This is a genomic window from Acinetobacter sp. X9 (assembly GCF_054889255.1).
This window is the reverse complement of the sequence record NZ_CM142679.1, coordinates 939608-964325: the sequence shown is the minus strand read 5'-3', so window position 1 is coordinate 964325 and position 24718 is coordinate 939608. Positions and strand designations below refer to the sequence as shown.

Genomic DNA, 24718 nt, shown 5'->3' with positions numbered 1-24718 from the left:
GAGATGATCATGAAATCAATCAAATATTTAGCTCTACCCTTTCTTAGCGTAGCACTTGTGATGACGGGCTGTGCTAGCCGTAAACCTGCAGCGACTACCACGACTGGTACAAATCCAAGCACGGTAAACACTTCTGGTTTAAGTGAAGATGCTGCATTAAATGCTCAAAATTTGGCAGGTGCTTCATCTAAAGGGGTAACTGAAGCAAATAAAGCGGCTTTGGCTAAACGCGTTGTTCACTTTGATTATGACAGCAGCGATTTATCTACTGAAGACTACCAAACACTTCAAGCTCATGCTCAGTTCCTTATCGCAAATGCAAATTCAAAAGTTGCATTAACAGGCCATACAGATGAACGTGGTACACGTGAATACAACATGGCTTTAGGTGAGCGTCGTGCTAAAGCTGTACAAAGCTATTTAATTACCAATGGTGTAAACCCGCAGCAACTTGAAGCTGTAAGTTATGGTAAAGAAGCTCCTGTTAATGCGGGACATGATGAATCAGCGTGGAAAGAAAATCGCCGCGTTGAGATTAATTACGAAGCAGTCCCTCCTTTATTAAAATAAGGGATATGCATAAAAAAACGCTCATAATAATATGAGCGTTTTTTTATTACTTAAGAAGATTTCTTTTCTTCTTCAGGATGTTGCATGGACTCAATCAAATCATGCTTATTAAAATCTTTATATTCAGGTTTTGCCTCATAATCTTTCCAAGCTTCCTGAACATTTTCTTTCGAAATTTCATCTAGATTGATTGGTTCACCTGCCGTGGGGGTCGCATCAAACTTCTTTGTTGTCATTTCGATTCTCCTAAAAATATACAATCCTTTGTAATGCAATCAACATACCATTTTAATTGGGGCTTGTAAGCATAAATCCAACACAAATAAAGTAAGATAATTTTTATTTTGTGACATTCTCATCTAGAATATGCCACGTATTTATCTGACTCATTTTGATGCTTGAAGCACAGGAGCGTTTTTTTATGTCCAACCTCACTTTGTCCCAATTTTTACAACAACAAAAAGGGAATCTAACACCTGAGTTGGCTCAAGTCATCGATACTATTGCCACGACCTGTAAAACAATCGACCAAGCATTACAAAAAGGTGCTCTGGCTGGTATTTTAGGTAGTGCTGGCAATGAAAATGTTCAGGGTGAAACACAGAAAAAACTGGATGTGATTTCGAATGACTACTTAATTGATGCTTTAAAAGTACACCCGCACGTAGGCGGTCTCGCTTCTGAAGAGCTTGATGAGTTCACACCTGCACAAGAAAATGGTAAATACCTCGTTTTATTTGATCCATTAGATGGCTCAAGCAATATTGATATCAATATGTGTGTAGGTACGATTTTCTCTATTTTGCCTGCAAAAAATGCAGTAACACAAGCAAACGATTTCATGCAAGCTGGTACACAGCAAGTTGCTGCTGGTTATGTGCTTTATGGTCCATCAACTATGATGGCTTTAACTGTAGGTAATGGCGTAGCATTCTTTACTTTAGATCCAGAAACTCAAACCTTCTTGCTTACTAATGAGAATGTACAAGTTCCAGCAGATACTCAAGAATTCGCTATTAATGCATCTAACCAGCGTCATTGGGAACAACCAGTAAAACAATATATTGATGAATTACTCGCAGGCAAGACATCTGTTCGTGAAAAAGATTTCAATATGCGCTGGGTAGCATGTATGGTGGGTGATATTCACCGTATTTTATGTCGTAGTGGTATTTTCCTTTACCCATACGACTTAAAAGATCCGAAAAAAGCAGGTCGTTTACGTTTAATGTATGAAGCGAACCCAATGAGTATGCTCATTGAACAAGCAGGTGGTGCATCAACTACTGGCCGTGTACGCATTCTAGAGATTGAACCTACAGAACTTCACCAACGTGTACCTGTAATCATTGGTTCTAAAAATGAAGTTGAACGCGTAACAAGCTACCACTAATAATTTTAATTACTTAGGGCATCATAGTATGATGGTGCCCTTTTGTTGGATATTTTCTTATGGCGGTTATTTTTTTAGAATCAAAAGACAATGCAAAAATTAAACATTTGCGTGGATTAATCGAACTCAGTAACGCCCGAAAAAAGCACCAACAAACCGTTCTTGAAGGCACACATCTTTGTTTGGCGTGGTTACAACAGCAAAAGAAGATTTTTTCTTTATTCACGACAGAACAAGCATTAGAACACGAAGATTTAAAGAAAATAACAGAGCTACATCAAGGCCATATCTTTGTTATTAGTGAAGTTTTATATAGAGATTTGAGCACATTAGGTACAAGCTTACCTTGCTTAGCGATTATTGATTTACCTAAAACTGCATCAACTATCGACTACAATGTAGACACCTTAATTCTAGAAAATATTCAAGATCCGGGTAATGTAGGTACTTTGCTACGTTCAGCAGCAGCAGCAAATATTAAACAAATCATTTGCACACAAGGCTCTGCATCACTTTGGTCACCGCGAGTTTTAAGAGCAGGTATGGGCGCTCATTTTAGCTTACATTGTTTTGAAAACTTCCAGCTGACAGATATCCTTCCAAAATTCCAAATCCCGGTTTTTGTTACTAGCTCTCATCGCTCAACCAGTCTTTACTCAAAAGACCTTTCTAAACCGTGTGTGTGGATTTTAGGAAATGAAGGTCAAGGTGTAAGCGATTACGCGTTAGATTACGCACAATCAGTGACTATTCCTCAACCGGGTGGACAAGAGTCATTAAACGTGGCAATTGCAGGATCTATTTGTTTTTTTGAGATGGTTCGCCAACGCCAATAAAACGTTAATTTATTTTACATTGCACATATTTGTGAAAAAAATCAATTACACTAGTAAAAAATAACCGATTGTTGTCAACCTCCCACCTCTTTTCAACGTTATATAAGAGATATATTGAAGATAAGGTGGGTATGTCCAATGACAGGATTTTCCATCTCCATGGATTTAGCACCGAAAAAGTCTCGATCGGAAACATCTAGTGCTCATGCCAGCACGGCTGAGCAACGCCTGAAAGTTTTTATGCAAGATGTTACTGGTCGTGCTTTGGTGATGATGGAGAGTGCTACCCAAGGTCAACAAGGTATTGCGATGGATTTGGTACAAGAAGCATTTATTGCTTTACACAAATCTTATGCCGATAAAAGTACTGAAGAATGGTATCCCCTGTTTTACACTATTTTGAATAACAAACTTCAGGATTGGCGCCGCAAAGAAGCTCGTAGAGCAAACCCATTTTCATTCTTCAAAAAAGTTAGTCTGGATAATGACGACGACGAAGTTATCGATGTAGTTGATGAAAAAGCCATTAACCCTGCAGATTTTCTCGATCAAGCGGTAACGATAGAGGAAATTCGGGAAGCGATTGAAAAACTACCTGTTCGTCAACAACAGGCATTTATGTTACGTGCGTGGGAAGGGTTTGACACCCATACAACAGCTCAGATCATGAACTGTACCGAAGGTAGTGTGAAAACCCATTATCACCGAGCAATTCAGGGACTTAGAGAATACTTGGCACATTTAAATCCCTTGGGAGGTTCTGATGAATCATGATGATTTCACTAAAAAGGTGACATGCAAACTTGATAGTTTGGCAGATCACCATAAAAATAAAACAGTGGTCATGAATCATGTGCTTGACCATATTCAACAAAAACCAGCCTCTTATTATAGTGTCTGGAAAATGACTGGTTTCGCACTTGCCGCAGCAATTACAGGTTTTGTAATTCTGCCTAACTCAGTCGAGATTGTGGATAAGCCACAAAATCAAGTGATCGTAAATCCTAAATTATCTCCACAAATGGTGGAAGATTTAGAGATGTTAATGGTGTTGGGTGAGGATAAAGTACAACATGGCAGCTAAAAAATTAGCGCTTATCCTGTGTTCATTAAGTTTCTTGCAGACAAGTTTTGCAGGTTTTGAACGCTTTTGGATTTTTTCTAAAGATGCCAATGCACAAGTCGATGACACATGGGATGCCCTTTCCGAAGAAGAGCAACGTGCAGTCATTAAACGTTACCAGAGTTTAAAAGAGCTACCAGCAAATCAAAGCACCAACTTACAGCAACGTATGGACTGGTTTACTCAACTTCCTGAAGCTGAAAAACAAAAAATGCGTGAAGCATGGCAAAAAATGAGTACGCAAGAGCGTAATGATTTACGCCAGCGGATGCTTAAAGCGAATGGCGAAGAAAGAACAGCAATTCGTGAAGAATACATGAATAAGTATTTAGAACACTAACCTCTTATTCAGTTATCAAAGATAAGACATCTATTCACTTAATTATTTGATCTTATTTCTTATAAAAAAGCCTCCGATTGGAGGCCTTTTTATTCTTTAAGTTTATTTACGGTAGCGTCTATAAACTGCTAAACTAAGTAAAGAGGCTAAAGATAAAATCCCGAAGCTACCACCGCCGCCACCACGTGTATCATCTGTAGTCGTAGCAGTACTTACCAAATTAATAGTACCTTCATTTGATTTTTCACCATCAGCATCATATACGTAGTAAGTTAATCTATCGTTAAAAGTATTAAAAACATTTTTTGCTTGGATATAAACGTTACCACCATAGCATGTATTCTTACTATCATTTCCAGGGCATGGACCTTCACGATCTGCTTTCACTACTGTGAAAATACCATCTTCTGATACTTTGCTTGGTAAATAAATAGGTAAGTCTGCAAATTGAGGTTTAGTAGGCTTTGTAATAAGTGTATTAGTAGGCCCATCTCCATCGTCATTCGCATATTTAAGTAAATTTAAAGGAATTATTTCATTCGCCAAATACTTAAATGTTATTGTGCCGTTCCCTGAAACAGGGGCTATATTAATGAGTGAAGCTTTAACCATACCTGTTGCAGTAATACTTCTATTTGCTTTTAGAGTGAGTGTATATTGACAAAACTCGAAATCATCTCCGGAAGGAGCATCATCTGTACGATATAAAAGGATTTGTTGAAGAGATGAATTCCACTCACATTTTAAGCTTTTAATATTATCTTCTTTCGCTGTCTCAGGTGTTTGCCCCTTACCGATAACTTTAACATCAATATCATAATCATCAGGTTTAAACGGAACAAATACATGATTACTATTTTCATAAGGTATAATATTAATTTCTCTCAGATTACCATTTTTAAACGTAGAATAATAGTTTTTAAGGTTTATATAAATTCCTCTATACTTTAAATTAGCTTTAGTCTGATTAACTAAGTTTTCAAAAGTTGCCAAATCAATCTTTAAAGCAGCTTCCTTATATGACAAAATAGGATTTGCCAAATCTGCTTTTGTTTGATCTACATTATATTGATAAATAGCTAATAAATCGGTAAGTGAACTATTAACATAACCCGTATCAACTGCTGTAGTTTTTACTGCTAATCTTGCTTGCTCAACAGAACCAATATCACATTTATTATCAGAACTAAGAACCGTTTGATCACCAGTACTTGTAGTAGTAACTCTTTCTAATCCTCTTTGATCTAATGAAAGACAGCCTCCTTCATTTTTTAAATCTACGTCGACTAAATCATCAGATTGCTGATTATTTTTTGGATAATAAATGGGTAAGAAATCTGTAGTTTCATCACTAGGTTCTTTGGACGGCTCTAATAACTGGCTTAATATTTTTGAGGACACATCTATATTAGTATGACCAGCTGGTAAAGTTTCAGTTGGCATGTCACATTTTTCATTACTACCACTTAACTTTAACGCATTAAATTTTAATAAAATTCTAGCATCTTTTTGATCAGTAGCAGAACCTAATAAATAACGACATGCAAAAGAACCTGAATTAAAAGCTAGTACATTAAAACTTAAATCTTTTTTTCCTAACTTGTCATATAAAAAAATGGTATGAGCAGAGTTCTCAACAATTGTATTATTTATTAATGTCAAGCTACTTGTCGAACTGAGGTTTGTTGTTTGATTTTGAGTTGGAACTGCATCACCAGAAAATTTAAGAACGGTACCATTAGTCGGGCTAGCAATATTTTGAGTAATTGTGTTGTTATTAAATTTGATTGTTGGTGTACCACAAAACTCAAAGGCACTTAAAGAAGCAGTAGATCCATTTTTAATGATAGTGTTTGAGTCAAATGAAATAGTACGTATTGCATAAGAACCATTAAACATACAGCTCATTGCAACCACACTTCCTCTACTAGCGTTTGTTCCATTACCTTGAATCAATGAGTGAAATATTGATAAGCCAGCAACTCCTCCCCCTAAATAAATTGCACCACCCTGAGCTGCTTGTGAATTTAAAATCTGTGTATTTTGTAAAGCTACATCTGCACCAGCGTAAATTGCGCCTCCCACATCAGAAGCTTTACCATTCTCTAAAATAATATTATTTAATGCCAAAGGCTGTTTACTAACAGCTGTATTAAAAATACGAGATTTTCCTCCAGCATTTATACGAGTTTGTATAGCTGTGGGTGCTGGATAACTACCACTTAATAAACCTTTCTTGCTCCAATCAACCGGCTCAGGCCCTTGAATAGTCAGATTATTTTTAGGTACCAACTCTTCATCTAAATTATATGTCCCCTTTTCAAGCTGAATCACATATTTCGTATTAATTGCAGGTAAGATACAACCATGATATGAAGTACTTCTTTCAGCGGCAATAATAGCTTCTTTTAATGAACACAAATTATTATCGAGGTCTTCATCTACAAATGTATTAACTTTAATAATGGTATCGTTTTCTGCTGCCATTAAAGGAATCGCAGCAATAATAGTAATGATGCCTAATGCTTTTTGATATTTTTTCATAGTCGTCATCCTTGATTATGACTTGAGACGGCGTAATGCAATTAATCCCAATAACCCCAACAAAATCCCGCCTCCCACACTACCTCCACCACCTGCACTGACAGATTTATCTTCAATACCTGATAAAGGAGCTTGGGAAATTGTCGTTGGAATAGAGATATATTGAAAATCTACGCCTTCATTAAAACGAGTTACACTCGTCACAACCTGAATACTAAAAATATCTGCCCCATGCCAATTTCCATTTGGCGTGTAAATCACATTACCATTCTGATCCAGAGTTAAAGTACCTTTTGAAACTGGGGTATCTTTATTTTGCACAATTTTCAAGCACCCGGGTTGCCACTCTTTTCCATCTGGACGCTCACCAAACAAACGCTTACACGTAGCTGGAGTCACTAAATCGGCTTCACTGAGAGAACCCAAAATACTGAATTTTGCAACTTGACCATATCTAATATCCTGACCAACAGGTGCAATTTCACTATCTAAGATGTATTCAATTGCACCTAGATCACACAGCTCATCATAACCAGTACGTCTTTTTCCTCTTTGATCTAATCTCTCACAACTTGCTAAACCAATTGAGGAAGCATCACTGTATAAGCGGCCTTTATTAATAATCAGGGAATCTGCTAAAGTGGTGTAGCTCTCAAGCAATCGAGGCTTAAAAAAACCTAAGAAACTATCTTTAGGCGTGCTAAACGGACAAAACAATCCGTCTTTTGATGTCACATCACATATTCCCTCATCAGTATTACCTGCTATTAATCTTTCATTACTAGGGTAAAGAATATTAGGAAGTTTTGATGAGGCATTTCGATTACATTCTGCTGTCACCAAATTACTTTGTATAATTGTTTTATCAGTTGCACTAGCTTGACAATTGACTGCATTACCAACTAAAACACTATTTGAAATAGAAGCATTACCTTGCGGAGCATCAAGAAATAGGCCTTTATCATTTTTTATCATGGTGATGTTATTAACAAACATACCATCGTAAATATTGGCAATAAAACCAACTTTATTGTGAAAAATCGTACTATTACTTAATCCAATAGCTCGACGACTTAAATATTGCCCAGTACTTTCGTCATTAAATTTATTTGCACTGAAGAAAAGTGATCCGCTTGCTAAACTAACTTCATTATCACGTATTACTGATTGAGTAATAAAATACAAAGGCTGTTCACTATAAATCACCCCGCCCTGATTTGCTTTATTATTTTGAATAAGGCTATTTATAATACGAACTGATCCAGCAGTTTGATCTGTTTGAGTCAATAATCCCTGATTATAAATAGCTCCGCCTTCATTAGCATATCCATCAGTTAATCGAGAGTTTTGAATAGTTAAGCTTTCGTGATTTAGAATTAAACCGCCGATAGTAACATTTGATTTCGACCCAGCACCCTGTAAGTTAAGATCATTGAAATAAACGGAAAATGATGGCTTTTCTGTACTACCATCATCTATGTGAAATAGCCTGTTAGTGCTTGCTATTTTAATAGTAGCGTTATGGGAGCCTGGTTGATCAGTGTCTTCAAAAGGGGAATCATTTTCAGTTATTGAGATAGTAAGAGGCGCTGCAATCGTTATACTTGTATTTAATAAATATTCTTTATCACGTTGCAAAATAATATTTGATGAAGCGTCTTTATTACCACAACCATTGTAACCATTTGCATATTTTTCAACATCAGCAGCATTGGAAGAGGCTCGATAATTTAGAAATTTTACAGCCTCGCGTAATGAACAGACCGTGTTATCGACGTCTTCATCAGTTGTAGTTGTGACTTGAATATCGGCAGAATAAGCGTGTCCAGCAGCAGCCAATAAAGCAAAAGCAATGCTCCGTTTGAGCATACCCATCTCCTTACATCTTTTTTCATTTTTCTTTGTCAATATTGCAAAATTTCCGCTTTTGCAATCGCATCCTTTGTGCGTACTTTGTCACAGGAAGTAGAATTTCTCAAGACATTTTGGTCGGTCTGTAGAGTCATTTTTGAGCTAGATTACAAAAAGCTTCGTAGATCTAGAAAAGTTTTTTAAATACAAAAAAGTGGCGTATTAAAAAATTAAAAGAAAATTTAGAAGATATAAATATAACTATTCTGAAATAAAAAACTTATGTAGGGAAAGCCATTTTTTAATTGTATGAGTTTAATTTAAGCAAAACAGCAAACTTAAGTTAGAAAGTCTACTGTTGATATTCATCAATCAAAGCGTAAATTTGTCTTAAAGTCGCATTAGAAAGTTTTGTTTTTTCACCTTTGAGCAGTTTTTCTAACTGAGCAACAGTTTGCAGTAAAAGAGACGCTTGATGAGGACCATGTAATAATAAGTAGTCAACAATTTGTTGATCAAAGTGGATACCCCTTCTAGCCATTACAGATGTCACTAAGGCATAGCGATCTGCATATAAACTTCCACTTGGTACTTTTACACTAACAGCTTGTGTAAGTCGTGATTGTAAGTCTGGTAATTCCAGCTTTAATTCAATCGGTGCTACACGCGAAGAAAATACCAGTTGTCCTTCATGATTATTCATTAAATGAAAAACAGCTTTTTGCCAATGAGGCACACCACTAATCGATTCAATATCATCCAAAGCAACAAGATCATAATGTTCTAAAGAGGTAATTGCCTCAATAGGTGCATCAAGAAGTTCGAGCAAAGATACTTTAATAGCAGATTTGCCTATTTCTAAATAAGAATCACAAATTGCAGAAAGTAAATGACTCTTCCCCGTCCCCGCTCCACCGTAAATATAGAACCTACTCACCAGACCAGCATGTAGTTGACGCACGGCATCGACTACATGCCCCCAACCCGGTCCCGAAAAATCACTGATTCGAGCATCAAGTTGAGGTTCTATATCCAGTTGGAGTTGACGCATATATTGAATTAACCTTGAAATTATTTCTGGTTAGGAGATTTTAGTTCATCTGTATCTTGCTGTGTTTTAACTTCAAGATCAAGCTTAGTGCTTTCGGTTTGTACATGAATTTGCTCAATATCGCCATGTTGGATCACTAATGTAGATGGTGGAGCATAAAGTGAGCTTCTTTCGTAATTCTCTCTTAAATGCTTCAACAACACTACAATAACCGCAGCAACAGGCAATGCAATTAACATTCCCAAGAAGCCTGCAAGTTGTGCACCTGCCAATACTGCAAAAACAACTGCTACAGGAGATAAGCCAATTTTATCACCCAGTAGGAATGGCTGTAAGATATAGCCTTCTACCGCTTGACCAATCATAAAGACGATACCAACCAGTAATAGATGCATCCAATCCAAGCCAAACTGGAACAGGCTGGCAATAACAGCGGCAATAATACCTACGGCAAAACCTAAATAAGGAATAATACTAGCAAGCCCTGCCACCATACCAATAATCAGGCCAACTTCCAAACCGATGAGCTGTAAACCAACTGCATACACTACGCCAAGCAATAGCATGACAAGAAACTGACCTTTAACAAATGCCCCTAAAACGCTATGGCATTCACCAACGATCTGTAAAGTAGTTGCTTCATATGGACGCGGAATGAGACGACGTAAGTTTTGTAACATACGTTCCCAATCAAGCAAGAAATAGAAAGCAATAATTGGAATTAAAACAACTGTTCCACCAATCTGAATAAAATTCAAACCAGATTGAGCCAGTTTTAATAACACTGCCTGAATGCTGTCTGCGCTATAGTTTGTTTGGACATATTCCATGACAGCTTTAGACAACTGCTCTGTGTCAATTTCCATTTGCTGGACATTAAATGTCGAAGACACCCAAGGTAAAAAGGTAGCGTTAATCCAGTGAATACCTGCTGGAATACTATCTCGGGCATAAACTAATTGTTTCCAAATCAGTGGAACTAAATACCAGAGTGCAATAGTTAAGGTTACACCTATTCCAACAAATACCACGCTAATTGCTAACCAGCGAGGCAATTTCATTTTTACCAGCACATCAACAAGTGGACTGAATAAATAAGCCAGGAAAAAAGCACCGATAAAAGGAATGACTACAGGCTTGAGTAAGTACAACACCCATACCAGCAATACAATACCTGCGAGTAAAAAAATACGGCGCAGTATACGATCTTGCATAAAATCTAGCCTTTTTTGATTTAATCGTTATAAATGAAAAAATATTTTTATTAAAGATAGCATTTTCGAGCATAAATAACATAAGAGTTTCGTATATTCAGGTTATAATCTGCCGCCAATGCGGAGACTTCATTTATGAGCAACTCAACTTCTACCCCAAATACCGGTTTAAGCTACAAAGATGCGGGTGTCGACATTGAAGCGGGCGACGCACTGGTCGATCGTATCAAGTCAGTCGCTAAACGTACAAGTCGTCCTGAAGTAATGGGCGGTCTTGGTGGCTTTGGTGCACTATGCAAAATTCCTAAAGGTTATGAAGAACCTGTTTTAGTTTCTGGAACCGATGGTGTAGGAACTAAATTACGTTTGGCACTTAATCTCAATCGTCATGACACAATCGGCCAAGACCTTGTGGCTATGTGTGTAAATGATCTTTTAGTTTGTGGTGCAGAACCATTATTCTTCCTAGATTACTATGCGACTGGTCACTTAAATGTTGACGTTGCTGCAAATGTTGTCACTGGTATTGGTAAAGGTTGTGAGCTTGCAGGTTGCGCACTTGTAGGCGGTGAAACCGCAGAAATGCCAGGCATGTACGAAGGTGAAGATTACGATCTTGCTGGTTTTGCTGTTGGTGTTGTTGAGCAAAGCAAAATTATTGATGGCTCTAAAGTAAAGTCTGGTGACGTACTTATTGGTGTTGCATCAAGTGGTGCTCACTCTAATGGTTACTCATTACTACGTAAAATTTTAGACGTTAAAAACGTTGATTTAACTCAAACAATTGATGGTCGTCCTCTTGCTGATGTCGCAATGGAACCAACTCGTATTTATGTAAAACCAGTTCTTGAACTCTGCAAACAAGTTGATGTTCATGCTATGGCCCACATCACTGGTGGTGGTTTACCAGGTAACTTACCTCGTGTGTTACCAAATGGTGCTCAAGCGGTTATTGATGAATCTTCTTGGGAATGGCCTGAATTGTTCCAACTTCTACAACGCGAAGGCAATGTAGAACGCTTTGAAATGTACCGTACTTTTAACTGTGGCGTAGGTATGGTTATTGCTGTTGATGCAAATGATGCTGAAAAAGCAATTGAAGTGCTTAATGCTCAAGGCGAAAAAGCTTGGAAAATTGGACAAATCCAAGAAAATGCCGAGTCAGTGGAAGGTGCAGACGAAAAAATCCGTGTGATCTTTGCATGATAAAAATTGCTGTTCTAGTCTCTGGGAACGGCAGTAATTTACAAGCCTTGATAGATGCAAATCTATCAGGGCAAATTGTAGGTGTACTGTCTAATAAAGCAGATGCTTATGCCTTAGAGCGTGCTGAAAAAGCTAATATTGCTACCGCTGTTATCTCCCATAAAGACTTTCCAACTCGTGAAGTGTTTGATGAAGCAATGCATCAGCAACTCTTAGCTTGGGAAGTAGATGTGGTTATTTTAGCTGGCTTCATGCGCATTTTAACTCCCTCCTTTGTCAACAAATGGCAAGGGAAAATGCTAAACATACATCCCTCGCTTCTGCCTGCTTACAAAGGTGTGAATACTCATCAACGTGTTTTAAACACAGGTGACCGTTTACATGGTTGTACCGTGCACTTTGTAACTGCTGAACTGGATTCTGGTCAATCTATTGCCCAGTCAGCTATTTCAGTTAAAGAACATGATACTGTCGACTCATTGGCAGATCGAGTACACACACTTGAGCACTTTATCTACCCACAAGTTGCAGAGTGGCTGTGTAACGGTCAACTTACATGGAAAGATGGACAAGCCTACTTCCGTAATCAAGTTCTAAAAGACCCTATTCGTTTTGCAAGCTGGTAAAATATTTTACTAACAAACAAAAAATAAAAAAGGACATGCTAGCATGTCCTTTTTTATTCACTTAAAAATCAATTTAGTTAGTGGCTGATCAATTTCTTTATAGAATTTACTGTATCAGTAGGATGTTCTAGAGGAAACATATGTCCCCCCTCAACTACAGTAAATGGAATTCCCATTTTTCGCTTTGCCATTTGAGGAAAGCCTCTTTTTAAGAAATCACTCTCTTTCCCTACAACTAAATGCACAGGCATCTTAGGTTTTGGCATAGGTAGCCACCACCAAGAAGGATTCTTACGGAAAATTGCAACTTCATCTTCACGAGAAATCGTTAAAGTTACTCCACCACGAACTGGATCTTCTTTCAAAGCATAATCAATATAAGCTTGGAAACAATCTTCATCAAAATTTTTATAGAATCCCTTAGGACGCAGTAATTCAGCCGCTTGCTCTCTCGATTCCCAATGTTCACGACGACGTGCAGATAAACCTGCTGGTGTCATCGCATCAACCAATTTAGGGCGAAATAATTTTGCCATATGAAAAGCAAACGAATATCGCCCTAAAATCAGAGGCGGATCTAACATAATCACTTGAGAGAAAAGTTCAGGACGTCGAAAAGATGCCATCAATGTTAGAACGGAACCAAGAGAATGACCTAGCCCAATAACTTTACGTCCTTTCGCTTGACGCACAATACTATCAATAACCTGATCAACCAAAGCAGGCCAATGATTCGTCACAGGATAGCGCTTATCAGGACCAATCAAGGGAACATAAATAACGTCATATTCCCCTTTCAATTGGTCAAACAATTTTTGATACACTTTTGATGGTACGCCATTGGCATGAGCAAAGTGTATAACTGGTTTTGTTGACATACCGCTATCCTAAACAGATTTATTGTAATTTTGCGCTTTGACGAGTCTGCACTTCTTGAGCAATAGATTCACTTACCCCTTGCCCGATTTGTGCACCCATACGACCTAAAATAGATTCTAGTGGGTTACGCTCAATTGTGTAGTCAACTTTATTATCAAGGTTTAGTTCGCGCATCAAGCTCGTAATATTACCTGAACGGTCAGCAACACCTAATTGAATTGCTTGATCGCCAGTCCAGAATAAACCAGAAAAAATAGCTGGATCATTCGATTTCAAGCGCTTGCCACGCCCTTCTTTAACTGCAGTGATAAAGTGAGTATGAACATTATCAAGAACAGATTGAATATGCTGCTTCTGAGCTGGATCAATCGGTTTTGTCATACTTAAAATGTCTTTATTCGTTCCTGCTGTTAAAGTGCGGTCTTCAATACCGAGCTTTTGAGCTAAACCAGTAATCCCATAGTTAGGCATGATGACACCAATTGAACCCACTAAACTTGATGGATTGACAATAATCTCATCTGCAGCAGAAGCAATATAGTACGCACCCGATGCACCCATATCACCAATAACGGCATAGACTTTCTTATCAGGATATTGTTTTTTCAAATATCGAATTTCCTGCCAGATTTCATCAGACTGAACTGGAGAACCGCCAGGTGAGTTAATATTTAGTGCAACAGCTTTACTATTTGAGGCCTCAAAAGCGCGTTTGAGTGCTTTATTCGTATCTTCACTATTCACAGCTTGATTGCTTGAAGCATCAATCGTTCCAACAATATCCACCACTGCTAAATGGGCACTACTGCTACTTACTGCTGATCCATCTTTGCTGGTTGAACAGCCTTTACCCATTAATACAATAATGAACAGTAAATAAATAAAAGTTAATGTTTTAAAGAAGATACCCCAACGGCGACTACGGCGTTGCTCTTCTACTGAAGCAAGTACAGCCTTCTCGAGAATTTGCCATTCTGGTCCATTTTGTTTAGGGATTATAGGTTCATTTTGTGGTTTTGGTGGCCAATCGGACATAAAATTCCAATCCAAATCAATCTAAAATGATGTCATTATATACGTTGATTTGATAAAAACTGTCTAAATAATATGATTTCATTTATAATATTTTTATCTTTTTTTACTTGTTGCCTCCTTTTTACCGCGATAGATGACCAAACTAGATGTAAAAAGCATGAACTATTATTTACTCAAAACTTTTAGCCGCCAACCAATTCAATTTGGACGTTTTATTGCCCGCATGTTGGCAGGATTAGTCAATACTTTAAAAATTACTAGAACCTCAAAGAGTATTGAACTTAACTTACAAATCGCACTTCCTCATTTAACGCCACAACAACGCATAGACATTACACAACAAGCTATTCGTAACGAGTTAACCTCATATTTTGAATTTTTAAGTATCTGGGGCTCATCAAATAGTAAGAATATTTCAAGAATTCATCATATTGAAGGTGAACATTACTTTCATGAAGCACTAGCGGCAAAAAAAGGTGTGGTTTTAATTGTTCCACATTTTGGCACATGGGAAATCATGAATGCATGGTGTGCCCAGTTCACCTCAATGACAATTTTATATAAACCTGTAAAAAATGTAGATGCAGACCGTTTTGTTCGAGAAGCACGTAGTCGTGAACAAGCTAACTTGGTTCCTACCGATGAAACTGGTGTTCGACAAATTTTTAAAGCATTAAAACAAGGTGAAACCACTGTAATTTTACCTGACCATACACCAAATGTTGGTGGTGATATGATTAATTATTTTGGTGTACCACTTGCCTCAAGTAATTTAAGTGCCAAGCTTATCCAGAAAACAAAAGCTAAAGCTTTATTCCTTTATGCGATTCGTAATGAAAATGATGGTTTTACGATGCATATCGAGCCTATGGATGAGAGGATTTATGAAGGTACAGCAGATGACGGAACGTATGTCATCCATCAAGCAATTGAACAACTAATTCATCAATATCCTGAGCACTACCACTGGAGTTATAAACGTTTTAAAGCAAATCCTGCTTTAGATAATATTTACAATATTGATCCGACTGAAGCACTGCAAATTGTAGATAAGCTTAAAGCAGAAGCTTCACAAATTCCTGTGAAGCCAAGTACGTTCGAAACGTCGAGTATATAAAATTATCTCATGATTGCGAGATACAAAGCTTAATGTTCCTTGTTCAACTGTACTTTTAAACGGAATATTAAGTGCTTGTACTCTCGCTAAAACTTCTTTACTTGGATGACCGTATCGATTATTAAAGCCAGCAGAGGCAACAACAAGCTTTGGTTTTAGAGTCGCTAAAAAGTCATAAGCCGAACTATGTTTACTCCCATGATGACCTAATACCAGAACATCTACCTTTAAATCAGGATATTCTTTCATGAGTTGATATTCTGCTTCCCACCCTGCATCGCCCATGATTAAATAATTTTGATAGCCATTTATCTGTTTTAAATGAATATAAACCACACAAGAATATTGATTTTGATTAGAAAGAACTAAGTTTAAATCATTTTCTTTAGGCCAAAGGATTTCAATATCTAACTGTGGATATTGCCATTTTTGCCCTTGATGACAATAAGTAAATGGCTCTTTAATTTGCTCTGTCCATCGTTCATTTGATATGACTTGTTTAATAGGAAAAGCCTGAGCGATAGGAGGAAATGCTCCGCTATGATCTTGATCGAGATGAGACAGTACGACGTGATCCAGTTGTTTAATTCCCTTTTGACGTAAATATGGAATCACGACATTTTGACCAATACTAAAGGCTTTCTCATCATAAGACCCACCCGTATCGATGAGCCATGTCTGCTGCGGGTGTTGCAAGAAAATAGCTTGTCCCTGTCCCACATCTATAATATTTAATTGAATTTGCTGGGATGACTTATCTGGAATGATCAAGGGTAAACAGCATATTAGTCCCCAAGATTTTGGTAAAACTCCACGCGGTAAAAATAAGATAATAATAACGAAGCTAAGGCAAACTAAATCAAGTGATGTCAGACTAAAGCCTTGTAATGGTAGAGATAATTTCTCTAAAAGATTAAAACACGTCAGTACTATACTAATCAGGACATCATTAATTTGAAAAAGTAAATTTCCGAATGGGTTAAAAATAAGCCATACACAAGCAGCAAAAATGTTTAAAGGAACAATCACACCTCCGAGTAAAGGAACTGCAATAATATTTGTAAAAGGGGCAACCCATGAAATCTGTTGGAAGAAAATCAGCATTAAAGGACATAAAGCAATAAATATTTTGCCATGAGATTCAATTAAAATTTTACTGAAAAGAATGATTCTAGATAACAGATTAGTTAAAACAAGATTTGGAGCCTGCTCTATAGTTTGATAAATCCGTAATAAAATAAAGCAAGAACCATAAGAGAGCCAAAATCCTGCCGATAAAACACTAAAAGGATCGCAAAATAAAAGCAGACTTGCACTGTAAACCAAGAGTGAAAATGGCTTAACAGGCAGTTTAATTAATAACAAAGAAGCAAATAAAAATACTGAAAGTAAAGTTCGTAAGGCGGGAATTTCAAAACCAACAAATGCCGTATAAATCAAAACACCGAAACATAATGGAATCATCGCCCAAATTTGTTTAGGTTGATGCAAATAAAGCTGCGGATAATATCGTCGTACTAATTGATGTAATCCCCAAGAGAACATGATGGCAAAAATGAGTACATGAGGCCCTGAAATGGCCAACAAATGAGAGATTCCTAATTTCTTAAATTGATTTTTAATCTCATCATTTAAAAGACTTTCGTCCCCTGTTAATAAAGCTAATAACAGTCCTTTATTTTGTAAAGGAGATTGTTTTAATATTAATCTAAATGTCAGACGCAATTTTTCTATATTTAATTTTTGTCTGTTAAAGAATTTTTGTTGCTCTTTTAAATGCTGTTGATAACCCAACTGATAAACTTCATCAGAGCTTAAAGGCTCAATATGCTGAACACTAAAACCAGACATTATATTTCGTTGAATGAACCATTGTTCTTGGTCGAAAACACCGGCCACTGCGTAACTATGAGCAGGTTTGGTTTTGCCAGAAATTCGATAATAATGGCCTAATTGTAATTTTGATTCATCTAACGCTGAGTTTACTTTTTGATTTTTTAAATATAAAAGCCAATTGACGGGATGTAAGGACTGCCCTAGTACCTGAACGGGTTGCTGCGTCTTATCTTCTTTTTCTTCACTTATACGATCTACATACACAACAATATCTAAAGATTTAGGCTGCATTTGTCGCAGTTGTAATCTTTCATTTAAGGTATGCTGAGCATATTGATGTCCTATAGTAAAAAAACTAATAGCACAGACTAGACAGTAAATGGCTTTTAATATGGGGCGATTTAAGAAAATATTTCTCTTAAAAATATAAAAAATAAAGCCCATAACAAGCAAGACTTTACCTACCCACCCATATTGCATTATTAAAGGGATATCTCTCCCCATAAATGCAATACCCCCAATCCACCCCATTAAAATAAGTTTTAACATTTAAAGTCATATCATTATCTTTTTAGGGGCAAAATTAAAGCCCAACTCAGTGGGCTTTAACAATGTGATTTAATGACAATTTTTTAAGAACTACTCACCCAGAGTCCATCTTGCATGTGCAAAATAGAATCAGCAGCCTGAGCTAAATGCTCATCATGGGTCACAATTAACATTGCCATGTTAAGTTCTTTCTTAAGATCGGTCAGTAATTCAAAAATACCTAGAGCTGTTTTACGGTCTAAATTACCTGTAGGTTCATCAGCCAGAACAACCGCAGGTTTAGTGACTAAAGCACGCGCTAACGCCACACGTTGGCGCTCACCACCAGAAAGCTCACCTGGCTTATGATCCATACGATGAGATAACCCAACTCGATCAAGTAAATATTCAGCTTGCGCTTTTACCGATTTAAATTGGCTATCTGCACGAAGCATTAAAGGCATCGCGACATTTTCAAGAGCAGAAAACTCAGGTAATAAATGGTGAAATTGATAAACAAAACCGAGGTATTGGTTACGCTGAAAACCACGTTCAGCTTCACCTAAATTATCAAAACGCTGACCATTTAAAAATACTTGCCCTTGAGTTGGCTGCTCTAAACCACCTAGCACATGAAGCAAAGTACTTTTACCTGAACCACTCGCACCGACAATAGAAACAAACTGCCCTGCTTCAACTTGTAAAGAAAGACCTTTAATGACTTCAACTTTAGATTTACCGTCATCAAAATGTTTATATATTTCTTTCGCTTCTAGAACAATTTTACTCATAGCGCAGTGCCTCAGCAGGTTGAACTTTGGCAGCACGAAGTGCCGGATAAATAGTCGCCAAGAAGCTTAAAAGTAAAGAAACAATCACAATAATCGTGACATCTTGCCATCTTAAATAAGAAGGAAGGTAATGTACAAAGTAAGCATCAAATAGATTTAAGCCCAACACATTGTTAAACCATGAAATGATATCGCTAATGGTTAAAGCTAAAATTACACCTAAAACCGTACCTGCAACTGTACCAATTACCCCAATCACGGTGCCTTGCACCATAAATATTTTAGTAATCATGGATGGCGAAGCGCCTAATGTACGCAAAATTGCGATATCAGATTTTTTATCAGTCACCACCATGACCAATGATGAAACAATATTAAATGCTGCAACCACAATAATAAGGACAAGCAATAAACCGACTAGAGTTTTTTCCATTTGAATGGCATTAAATAAATTACCATGCGTATAGGTCCAGTTCGTCGCGTAGAAATTGCTTGGTAAACTTTTGACTAAGTCGTCAGCAACTTGCGGCGCTGCAAAAATATCATCTAGTTTTAAACGGACACCTTGGGCACCATCTGGTAAGCGTAATAAGGTTGAAGCATCGTATAGGGCGATATAACCCACCATAGAGTCGACTTCAGCGCCTACACTAAAAATACCAACCACTTTAAAACGCTTGAAACGAGGTACAACACCTGCTGGAGATGGTGTTGCTTCAGGTAAAACCAATGTCACACTATCATTTAGACGTAAGCCCAATGAATCAGCCATATCTTTACCAAGCACAATACCAAATTCACCTTTTTTAAGTGAATCTAAACTCCCGGCAACAATATGATTTTGAATAATAGAGACATTCTTTTCATATTTTGGGTCAATACCCGTCACCATAATACCAGCGACTTGCCCTTGCGCAGTCAACATACCTTGCAATTGCGTAAAAGGTGCAACCCCTGTTACATGTGGATGATGTTCAACTCGCTTCACGAGTTCAGGCCAATCCGTGAGGATTTGTGTAGATGAAACTGTTGCTTGCGGCACCATTCCTAACACACGGTTTTTCAATTCGCGATCGAAACCGTTCATGACAGAAAGTACTGTAATCAGCACAGCGACACCTAGTGTCAAACCGACCATCGAAACCAATGCAATAAAAGAAATAAAATGATTACTGCGTCTTGCGCGAGTATATCTCAACCCTATATACAGTGAGATTGGTTTAAACATACCTTCTAAATCCAAGGTCATTGATGGAAAATATAAGATGTTGATGGCAACTTGCACCCACATCTACTATTTGGCCATACCGTTAGATGCTGTATTAAGGTTTAAAAATCAGTAAGTTCTGACTTATCCTTAACAATCCTAATATTATATTGCTGCGCTATTTTCTACTAGTTAAGTTGGGAGATCAATTTGATCGTGCATTTCGCTACGAATTAGAACAATTTAATGAATAAGCTCAACAAATTACCCAAATCTTCTCCTATTTAGACTTCATATGTTGAGCAAAGTTCCGATTTGCCTGAATGTCTTTATAGAAATATAAAAAAAGTCCAGACAAGATAATGAAAGCACCTACAAAAACCATAATTGAAAGTTGTTCATGGTTTAAAGCAGCTCCAATGATCATCGCTAACATTGGTGTAATTACTGTCGTTAAAGATAAAGTCGTTGCCTGAATATTTTGTATAAGTTTGAAGTAGCAGAACATGGCAACGAGTGATGCCATAAGTACCGTATAAATTAGGGCAAATAAAGATTTAGCTTCTGGCAAATGTGTTGGTGCATATTGCCAAATAAATGGAATAAAACAACTAGCAAAAATAGAAGACACTAAAATAGAGCCTGTTGCCTGAGCCATCGGCTGGATCTGTGCATTAACTTTCTTAACCCAGAAAATTGAAAACGAATAAACAAATACACTGATTAGCATCAGGACAATACCAAACGGATGCACATGCTGATTCGCACCGCTCAGACAAATAATAGCTAACCCACAGACCGCAATTGCCATACCCAACCATTGCAGCTTATAAAGTTGTTGGCCAAATGCAAATCGACCAATAAGCCCTGCCATTATCGGCGCCAAACCAAACATAAGTGCAATCATGCCTGAACTTAAATATTGGGTCGCGGCATAGGTGAAAATTTGAGAACCAATTAAGCTAAAAGATCCGGCAATGTAGCTATGAACTGCTTGTCGATGCGTCGGAAAAGGTGTTCTCAAAATTAACAATATGATGACAGCCAAAGGCAATGCAATAAAAAAGCGTAATAACAATGCCCACATCAGATGTAGATCAGACACACTCCAGACAATTGCCAAAGGAGTGGTTGCCCAGATAAACACTAACAAGGCATAGGTTAGAGCCAAATTGGTTTGCGATGGCATGCGACGCTCACTTAGCTGTTTTACGTTTTTGCTTTAAAATCGTTTGATCTAATGAACTTGAAAATTCACGTTTATCTCGCTCGGAAATAGGAGGCGGTCCACCAGTTTGCACACCTGCACCACGGAGTGTATCCATGAAATCACGCAGATGTAAACGTGCTTTAACATTCGCAGTTGTATAAACTTCACCACGGGGATGAATAGCAACTCCACCTTTCGCGATCACCTGAGCTGCCAAAGGAATATCCTGCGTAATGACAATGTCATTTTCAACCATACGATCAACTATTTCTTTATCTGCTTGGTCGGCACCACTTAAAACTTGTATTGATTTAATGCGTACTGAAGGGGTGATACCAACATTCTGATTAGCAACAAAAATGACTTCTAATTGATAACGATCTGATGCACGTAAAATCACTTCACGTAGAATTTTCGGTAAGGCGTCTGCGTCTACCCATAGCTTAAATGGCAGCACGTTATTCTCTATTTCCACTAAAAATATTAGTCTAACAGATGCTTTTCAAAGGTGAGTAAAAATAACGATTAAACTGATTTTTAATTTCAACATTTAAATTTTTTATAAGTTAAACGTACTTTTAACTTATAAATAGAAACCGCACTTCCCTTTAAATGACTAAATACGCGCTTTTACAAGAGAATTTACATATGGTGACTTGAAAAATAGCAAACACCCTCGATTTAATATAACAAGTAATATGAACCCAACAGCATCGTGCTTATGAAAAATCAAAACAGTCCAGAAGTTATTAAAGTAAATGACCAAAATTTTGGTAGTCATGGAGAACATTGGAATCTATTGACGTCCCATCCCGAAACAGATGTACCAAAATGGTTAGGACTAGCACTTGATGCACCTGTAATGCCAATGGGTTTGTGTGAACATGAAGAAGACATGGACCAATCTTTTTGGCTCATTCAAGGTCCACAAGACCAAAAAGTTACCATCAATCAAATTATTGCTGTTGAAAACCAAAAACCTCGTGCGCTTAAAACAGCCTTCCCAAGTTTTGAAAGTCCGTACCAATATAATGCAAAAATTGAACGCATCATTACTTGCGACTCTGCTACACAAGCCGTGTTAAGTTTAAGACTAAATAAAAATACAACTGTTTATGCATTTGATAGTTTATTTAGTGTTAACTACTGTCAATATGACAAAAATCAAAACTATCAAGTCCAATTTAATGCATGGGCTTATGAATTAGAACCTGTTCCAGCAGGTGAAAAAATTATTGTTGATGACCCAGCTTCTATTAAACATCACCGTGCATTAAATGCAATTTTAACTGAACATAATGGTGTTGCTCCTGAAAACTTACAGGAACTCATTAATGAATGGCAACCAAAAACTCCAGAAGATCAAGAACCTGTAACCGTTGATTTTTCTAAAATGGTCGCTTATTTATATGGCGAAAATCTTGGTCAAGAAGATGAAGCCTGGTTCCAAGGTAATATTGTTGGCAAAACCTCTATGACATTTATGGGGGCAGAATATACCCTTTATGATGTTACTTTGGTTTTAGAAGATGATCTTCCTGCCATATTAGTGCGCATTGCAACCAAAAACGATTTGTATAAAAACTTTAATATTGGCGAATATATTCGCGGTAATATCTGGATTCAGGCGACTATTTGTGCTAAAAAGGGTGAAACTAATTGAATTTCACTAATATTTTAATGATTAGGTTATTGAATGAAGATTATACCCGAACAAACTACCAGCCTCATTCAATCCAGTAGCCTGCGCGTAAAGGTCGATACTGGTGCGTTTTGCTTTTTTGTCTTGGGTATGTTCTTAGCTGCCATATTCATGCACCAGTTTGGTTTAGTGCCTTTTTAATTTATAACTTATTTAATAAATAAAGCCCTCATTTGAGGGCTTTATTTATTTGATTTGCTTAACCATTGCGCTTTGCAAAATCATCCATAAATTTGATTAAAGCCTGTACGCCTTCTAATGGTACGGCATTATAAATACTTGCACGCATACCACCTACAGAACGGTGTCCAGCTAAATTCAACAAGTGATTAGCTTCCGCTTCTTTTAAGAATTGCTTTTCCAAAGCTTCATCTGCCAAGGTAAACGGTACATTCATAATTGAACGGTTTGGAATTGCGATCGGGTTATTGTAGAAATCGCTTGAGTCGATATAACCATATAACAACTGAGCTTTTTCAAGGTTCACTTTATGGATCGCCTCTACCCCACCCTGCTCTAGCAACCACTCAAATACCAAACCAGACAAGTACCAAGCGTAAGTCGATGGCGTATTTACCATAGAACCATTTTTGGCTTGGTCACCATATTTTAAAATACTTGGAATTTCTGGTTTAGCTTGATCAAGTAAGTCATCACGAATAATGACAATTGTTAAACCAGCAGGACCAATATTTTTTTGTGCGCCAGCATAGATTAAACCAAACTTGGTCACATCTAATGGAGCAGATAAAATACTTGATGAATAGTCACAAACAAGTGGAGCTTTTACATCAGGAATTCCCGCGAACTGTAAGCCGCCAATCGTTTCATTATCCGCATAATGTACATATGCTGCATCATCAGATAGATTCCATTCGCTTTGTTCAGAAATTGCGAACTTGCCATCTACTTTAATGCCAGCTTCTACAACATTAATATCGCCATAACGTTTTGCTTCTTTTAACGCTTTTTCAGACCAGATGCCGGTGTGAATATAATCGGCTTTACTGTTCTTACCTAAAAGGTTTAAAGGAATAGCCGAAAATTGTAATGACGCACCGCCTTGTAAAAACAGTACTTTATAGTTTTCTGGAATGTTCATTAACTTGCGTAAATCTGCTTCAGCTTTTTCAGCCACAGCAACATAGTCAGCACTACGGTGACTCATTTCCATGATGGATAGACCTTTACCCTGCCAATCCAACAATTCTTGTTGAGCTTTTTCTAAAACGGCAGTAGGTAATGCAGCAGGACCAGCACAGAAATTGTACGCGCGCATGATTTTTCCCTTGTATAAAGTCAAACACAATAAAAATGGCATTTAACCACAGATTGCTTAAGCTTGCAGCAGCTTCTCAAGTAAATATTTCAATGCTGTACTGTATTTAGCTTTATTTTTTCAATTATTGTTGTCGTTATTTCTTTAGTTTTAATAATCTGCTTCCTCATTTAAAAAAATTTTTAAGCAAAAAGATCAACTTGACTTGTGATTATAATTTCACATACCTTGATAGCTATTACAAAAATATTGGCTTAGTAAATTCAATAATTAAAGGAGCTAAAAACCACCATGTTTTTATACAAATGTATAATAAACAAGACGATAATTGAATTTAATAACAAGAAATTTAAACTATAAGGGATGCCAAAAATTGTTAT

General features: G+C 37.2%; 23 protein-coding genes and 1 pseudogene. 11 read left to right on the top strand and 13 right to left on the bottom strand.

Going from position 1 to position 24718, the window contains the following annotated elements:
* The first annotated feature begins 9 nt into the window (after positions 1-9).
* A complete protein-coding gene (pal, locus tag ACYU0V_RS04625) occupies positions 10-570 on the top strand; it encodes a peptidoglycan-associated lipoprotein Pal (protein WP_002118513.1) in 561 nt (186 codons plus the stop codon).
* Positions 571-620: 50 nt separating this feature from the next.
* On the opposite strand, the gene ACYU0V_RS04620 is transcribed toward pal, so the two are convergent.
* A complete protein-coding gene (locus tag ACYU0V_RS04620) occupies positions 621-806 on the bottom strand; it encodes an NF038105 family protein (RefSeq protein WP_002118730.1) in 186 nt (61 codons plus the stop codon).
* Between the two features lie 185 nt (positions 807-991).
* On the opposite strand from ACYU0V_RS04620, the gene ACYU0V_RS04615 reads away from it, so the two are divergent.
* The 5 genes from ACYU0V_RS04615 (at position 992) to ACYU0V_RS04595 (ending at position 4262) form a co-directional block, all read left to right on the top strand.
* Positions 992-1963, top strand: a complete 972-nt coding sequence (locus ACYU0V_RS04615) for a class 1 fructose-bisphosphatase (RefSeq protein ID WP_002118934.1) — start codon at positions 992-994, stop codon at positions 1961-1963.
* A 59-nt stretch (positions 1964-2022) separates the two neighbouring features.
* Positions 2023-2799 (top strand): TrmH family RNA methyltransferase, encoded by a 777-nt coding sequence (locus ACYU0V_RS04610; protein WP_342063701.1) that lies wholly within the window; start codon positions 2023-2025, stop codon positions 2797-2799.
* A gap of 159 nt (positions 2800-2958) precedes the next feature.
* Positions 2959-3573, top strand: a complete 615-nt coding sequence (locus ACYU0V_RS04605; protein ID WP_002118814.1) for an RNA polymerase sigma factor — start codon at positions 2959-2961, stop codon at positions 3571-3573.
* Positions 3563-3883 (top strand): hypothetical protein, encoded by a 321-nt coding sequence (locus tag ACYU0V_RS04600; protein ID WP_068565547.1) that lies wholly within the window; start codon positions 3563-3565, stop codon positions 3881-3883. Before ACYU0V_RS04605 ends, ACYU0V_RS04600 begins: the two co-directional genes overlap by 11 nt.
* The gene (locus ACYU0V_RS04595; RefSeq protein WP_317807236.1) at positions 3873-4262 is read left to right on the top strand and encodes a DUF3106 domain-containing protein; all 390 of its coding nucleotides are present in this window, start codon (positions 3873-3875) and stop codon (positions 4260-4262) included. Before ACYU0V_RS04600 ends, ACYU0V_RS04595 begins: the two co-directional genes overlap by 11 nt.
* Positions 4263-4364: 102 nt before the next feature.
* Here the strand turns inward: ACYU0V_RS04595 and ACYU0V_RS04590 are convergent, their stop codons facing one another.
* The 4 genes from ACYU0V_RS04590 to cxpE form a co-directional block, all read right to left on the bottom strand.
* Entirely contained in the window at positions 4365-6806 is a 2442-nt protein-coding gene (locus tag ACYU0V_RS04590; RefSeq protein ID WP_461849233.1) for a CSLREA domain-containing protein, read from the bottom strand.
* Between the two features lie 15 nt (positions 6807-6821).
* Entirely contained in the window at positions 6822-8675 is a 1854-nt protein-coding gene (gene rbtA / locus ACYU0V_RS04585; RefSeq protein ID WP_461849231.1) for a rhombotarget A, read from the bottom strand.
* A 334-nt stretch (positions 8676-9009) separates the two neighbouring features.
* Entirely contained in the window at positions 9010-9708 is a 699-nt protein-coding gene (gene hda / locus ACYU0V_RS04580) for a DnaA regulatory inactivator Hda (RefSeq protein ID WP_002118656.1), read from the bottom strand.
* A gap of 20 nt (positions 9709-9728) precedes the next feature.
* Positions 9729-10922 carry a chloramphenicol efflux transporter CxpE gene (gene cxpE / locus ACYU0V_RS04575; RefSeq protein WP_002118385.1) on the bottom strand — a complete coding sequence of 398 codons (1194 nt, stop codon included), beginning with the start codon at positions 10920-10922 and terminating at the stop codon, positions 9729-9731.
* 135 nt (positions 10923-11057) lie between these two features.
* Here cxpE and purM point away from each other — a divergent pair, with 135 nt between their 5' ends.
* Together purM and purN are read left to right on the top strand one after the other, a co-directional pair.
* Positions 11058-12128 (top strand): phosphoribosylformylglycinamidine cyclo-ligase, encoded by a 1071-nt coding sequence (gene purM, locus ACYU0V_RS04570; protein WP_170249546.1) that lies wholly within the window; start codon positions 11058-11060, stop codon positions 12126-12128.
* Positions 12125-12754 (top strand): phosphoribosylglycinamide formyltransferase, encoded by a 630-nt coding sequence (gene purN, locus ACYU0V_RS04565; RefSeq protein ID WP_086265474.1) that lies wholly within the window; start codon positions 12125-12127, stop codon positions 12752-12754. Before purM ends, purN begins: the two co-directional genes overlap by 4 nt.
* 77 nt (positions 12755-12831) lie before the next feature.
* On the opposite strand, the gene ACYU0V_RS04560 is transcribed toward purN, so the two are convergent.
* Positions 12832-13632, bottom strand: coding sequence for an alpha/beta fold hydrolase (locus ACYU0V_RS04560; protein ID WP_086265475.1), 801 nt, complete (start codon positions 13630-13632; stop codon positions 12832-12834).
* Between the two features lie 19 nt (positions 13633-13651).
* Complete coding sequence (gene sppA, locus ACYU0V_RS04555) at positions 13652-14668, bottom strand: signal peptide peptidase SppA (RefSeq protein WP_461849227.1); 1017 nt, start codon at positions 14666-14668, stop codon at positions 13652-13654.
* A 133-nt stretch (positions 14669-14801) separates the two neighbouring features.
* On the opposite strand from sppA, the gene ACYU0V_RS04550 reads away from it, so the two are divergent.
* A complete protein-coding gene (locus ACYU0V_RS04550; RefSeq protein WP_461849225.1) occupies positions 14802-15785 on the top strand; it encodes a lysophospholipid acyltransferase family protein in 984 nt (327 codons plus the stop codon).
* Here the strand turns inward: ACYU0V_RS04550 and ACYU0V_RS04545 are convergent.
* The 3 genes from ACYU0V_RS04545 to ACYU0V_RS04535 form a co-directional block, all read right to left on the bottom strand.
* Entirely contained in the window at positions 15738-18170 is a 2433-nt protein-coding gene (locus ACYU0V_RS04545) for a DNA internalization-related competence protein ComEC/Rec2 (RefSeq protein ID WP_461849223.1), read from the bottom strand. The genes ACYU0V_RS04550 and ACYU0V_RS04545 overlap by 48 nt on opposite strands.
* An 83-nt stretch (positions 18171-18253) precedes the next feature.
* Positions 18254-18940, bottom strand: coding sequence for a lipoprotein-releasing ABC transporter ATP-binding protein LolD (gene lolD, locus ACYU0V_RS04540; protein WP_086265479.1), 687 nt, complete (start codon positions 18938-18940; stop codon positions 18254-18256).
* Positions 18933-20168, bottom strand: coding sequence for a lipoprotein-releasing ABC transporter permease subunit (locus tag ACYU0V_RS04535; protein WP_004790618.1), 1236 nt, complete (start codon positions 20166-20168; stop codon positions 18933-18935). Before ACYU0V_RS04535 ends, lolD begins: the two co-directional genes overlap by 8 nt.
* Positions 20169-20296: 128 nt before the next feature.
* Between ACYU0V_RS04535 and ACYU0V_RS04530 the strand changes: the two are divergent.
* Positions 20297-20398: pseudogene (locus ACYU0V_RS04530) on the top strand (PilZ domain-containing protein); the annotation flags it as partial.
* A 29-nt stretch (positions 20399-20427) separates the two neighbouring features.
* Here the strand turns inward: ACYU0V_RS04530 and ACYU0V_RS04525 are convergent.
* Both ACYU0V_RS04525 and ACYU0V_RS04520 read right to left on the bottom strand, forming a co-directional pair.
* Positions 20428-21336 (bottom strand): DMT family transporter, encoded by a 909-nt coding sequence (locus ACYU0V_RS04525; RefSeq protein WP_005067734.1) that lies wholly within the window; start codon positions 21334-21336, stop codon positions 20428-20430.
* A gap of 7 nt (positions 21337-21343) precedes the next feature.
* Positions 21344-21832 (bottom strand): YaiI/YqxD family protein, encoded by a 489-nt coding sequence (locus tag ACYU0V_RS04520; protein ID WP_461849221.1) that lies wholly within the window; start codon positions 21830-21832, stop codon positions 21344-21346.
* 246 nt (positions 21833-22078) lie between these two features.
* Between ACYU0V_RS04520 and ACYU0V_RS04515 the strand changes: the two genes are divergently transcribed.
* Positions 22079-23020: a hypothetical protein gene (locus ACYU0V_RS04515; protein ID WP_130120330.1), complete on the top strand. Its 942-nt coding sequence runs from the start codon at positions 22079-22081 to the stop codon at positions 23018-23020.
* Positions 23021-23258: 238 nt separating this feature from the next.
* On the opposite strand, the gene serC is transcribed toward ACYU0V_RS04515, so the two are convergent.
* Positions 23259-24338: a 3-phosphoserine/phosphohydroxythreonine transaminase gene (gene serC, locus ACYU0V_RS04510; protein ID WP_032007064.1), complete on the bottom strand. Its 1080-nt coding sequence runs from the start codon at positions 24336-24338 to the stop codon at positions 23259-23261.
* Positions 24339-24718: the final 380 nt, after the last annotated feature.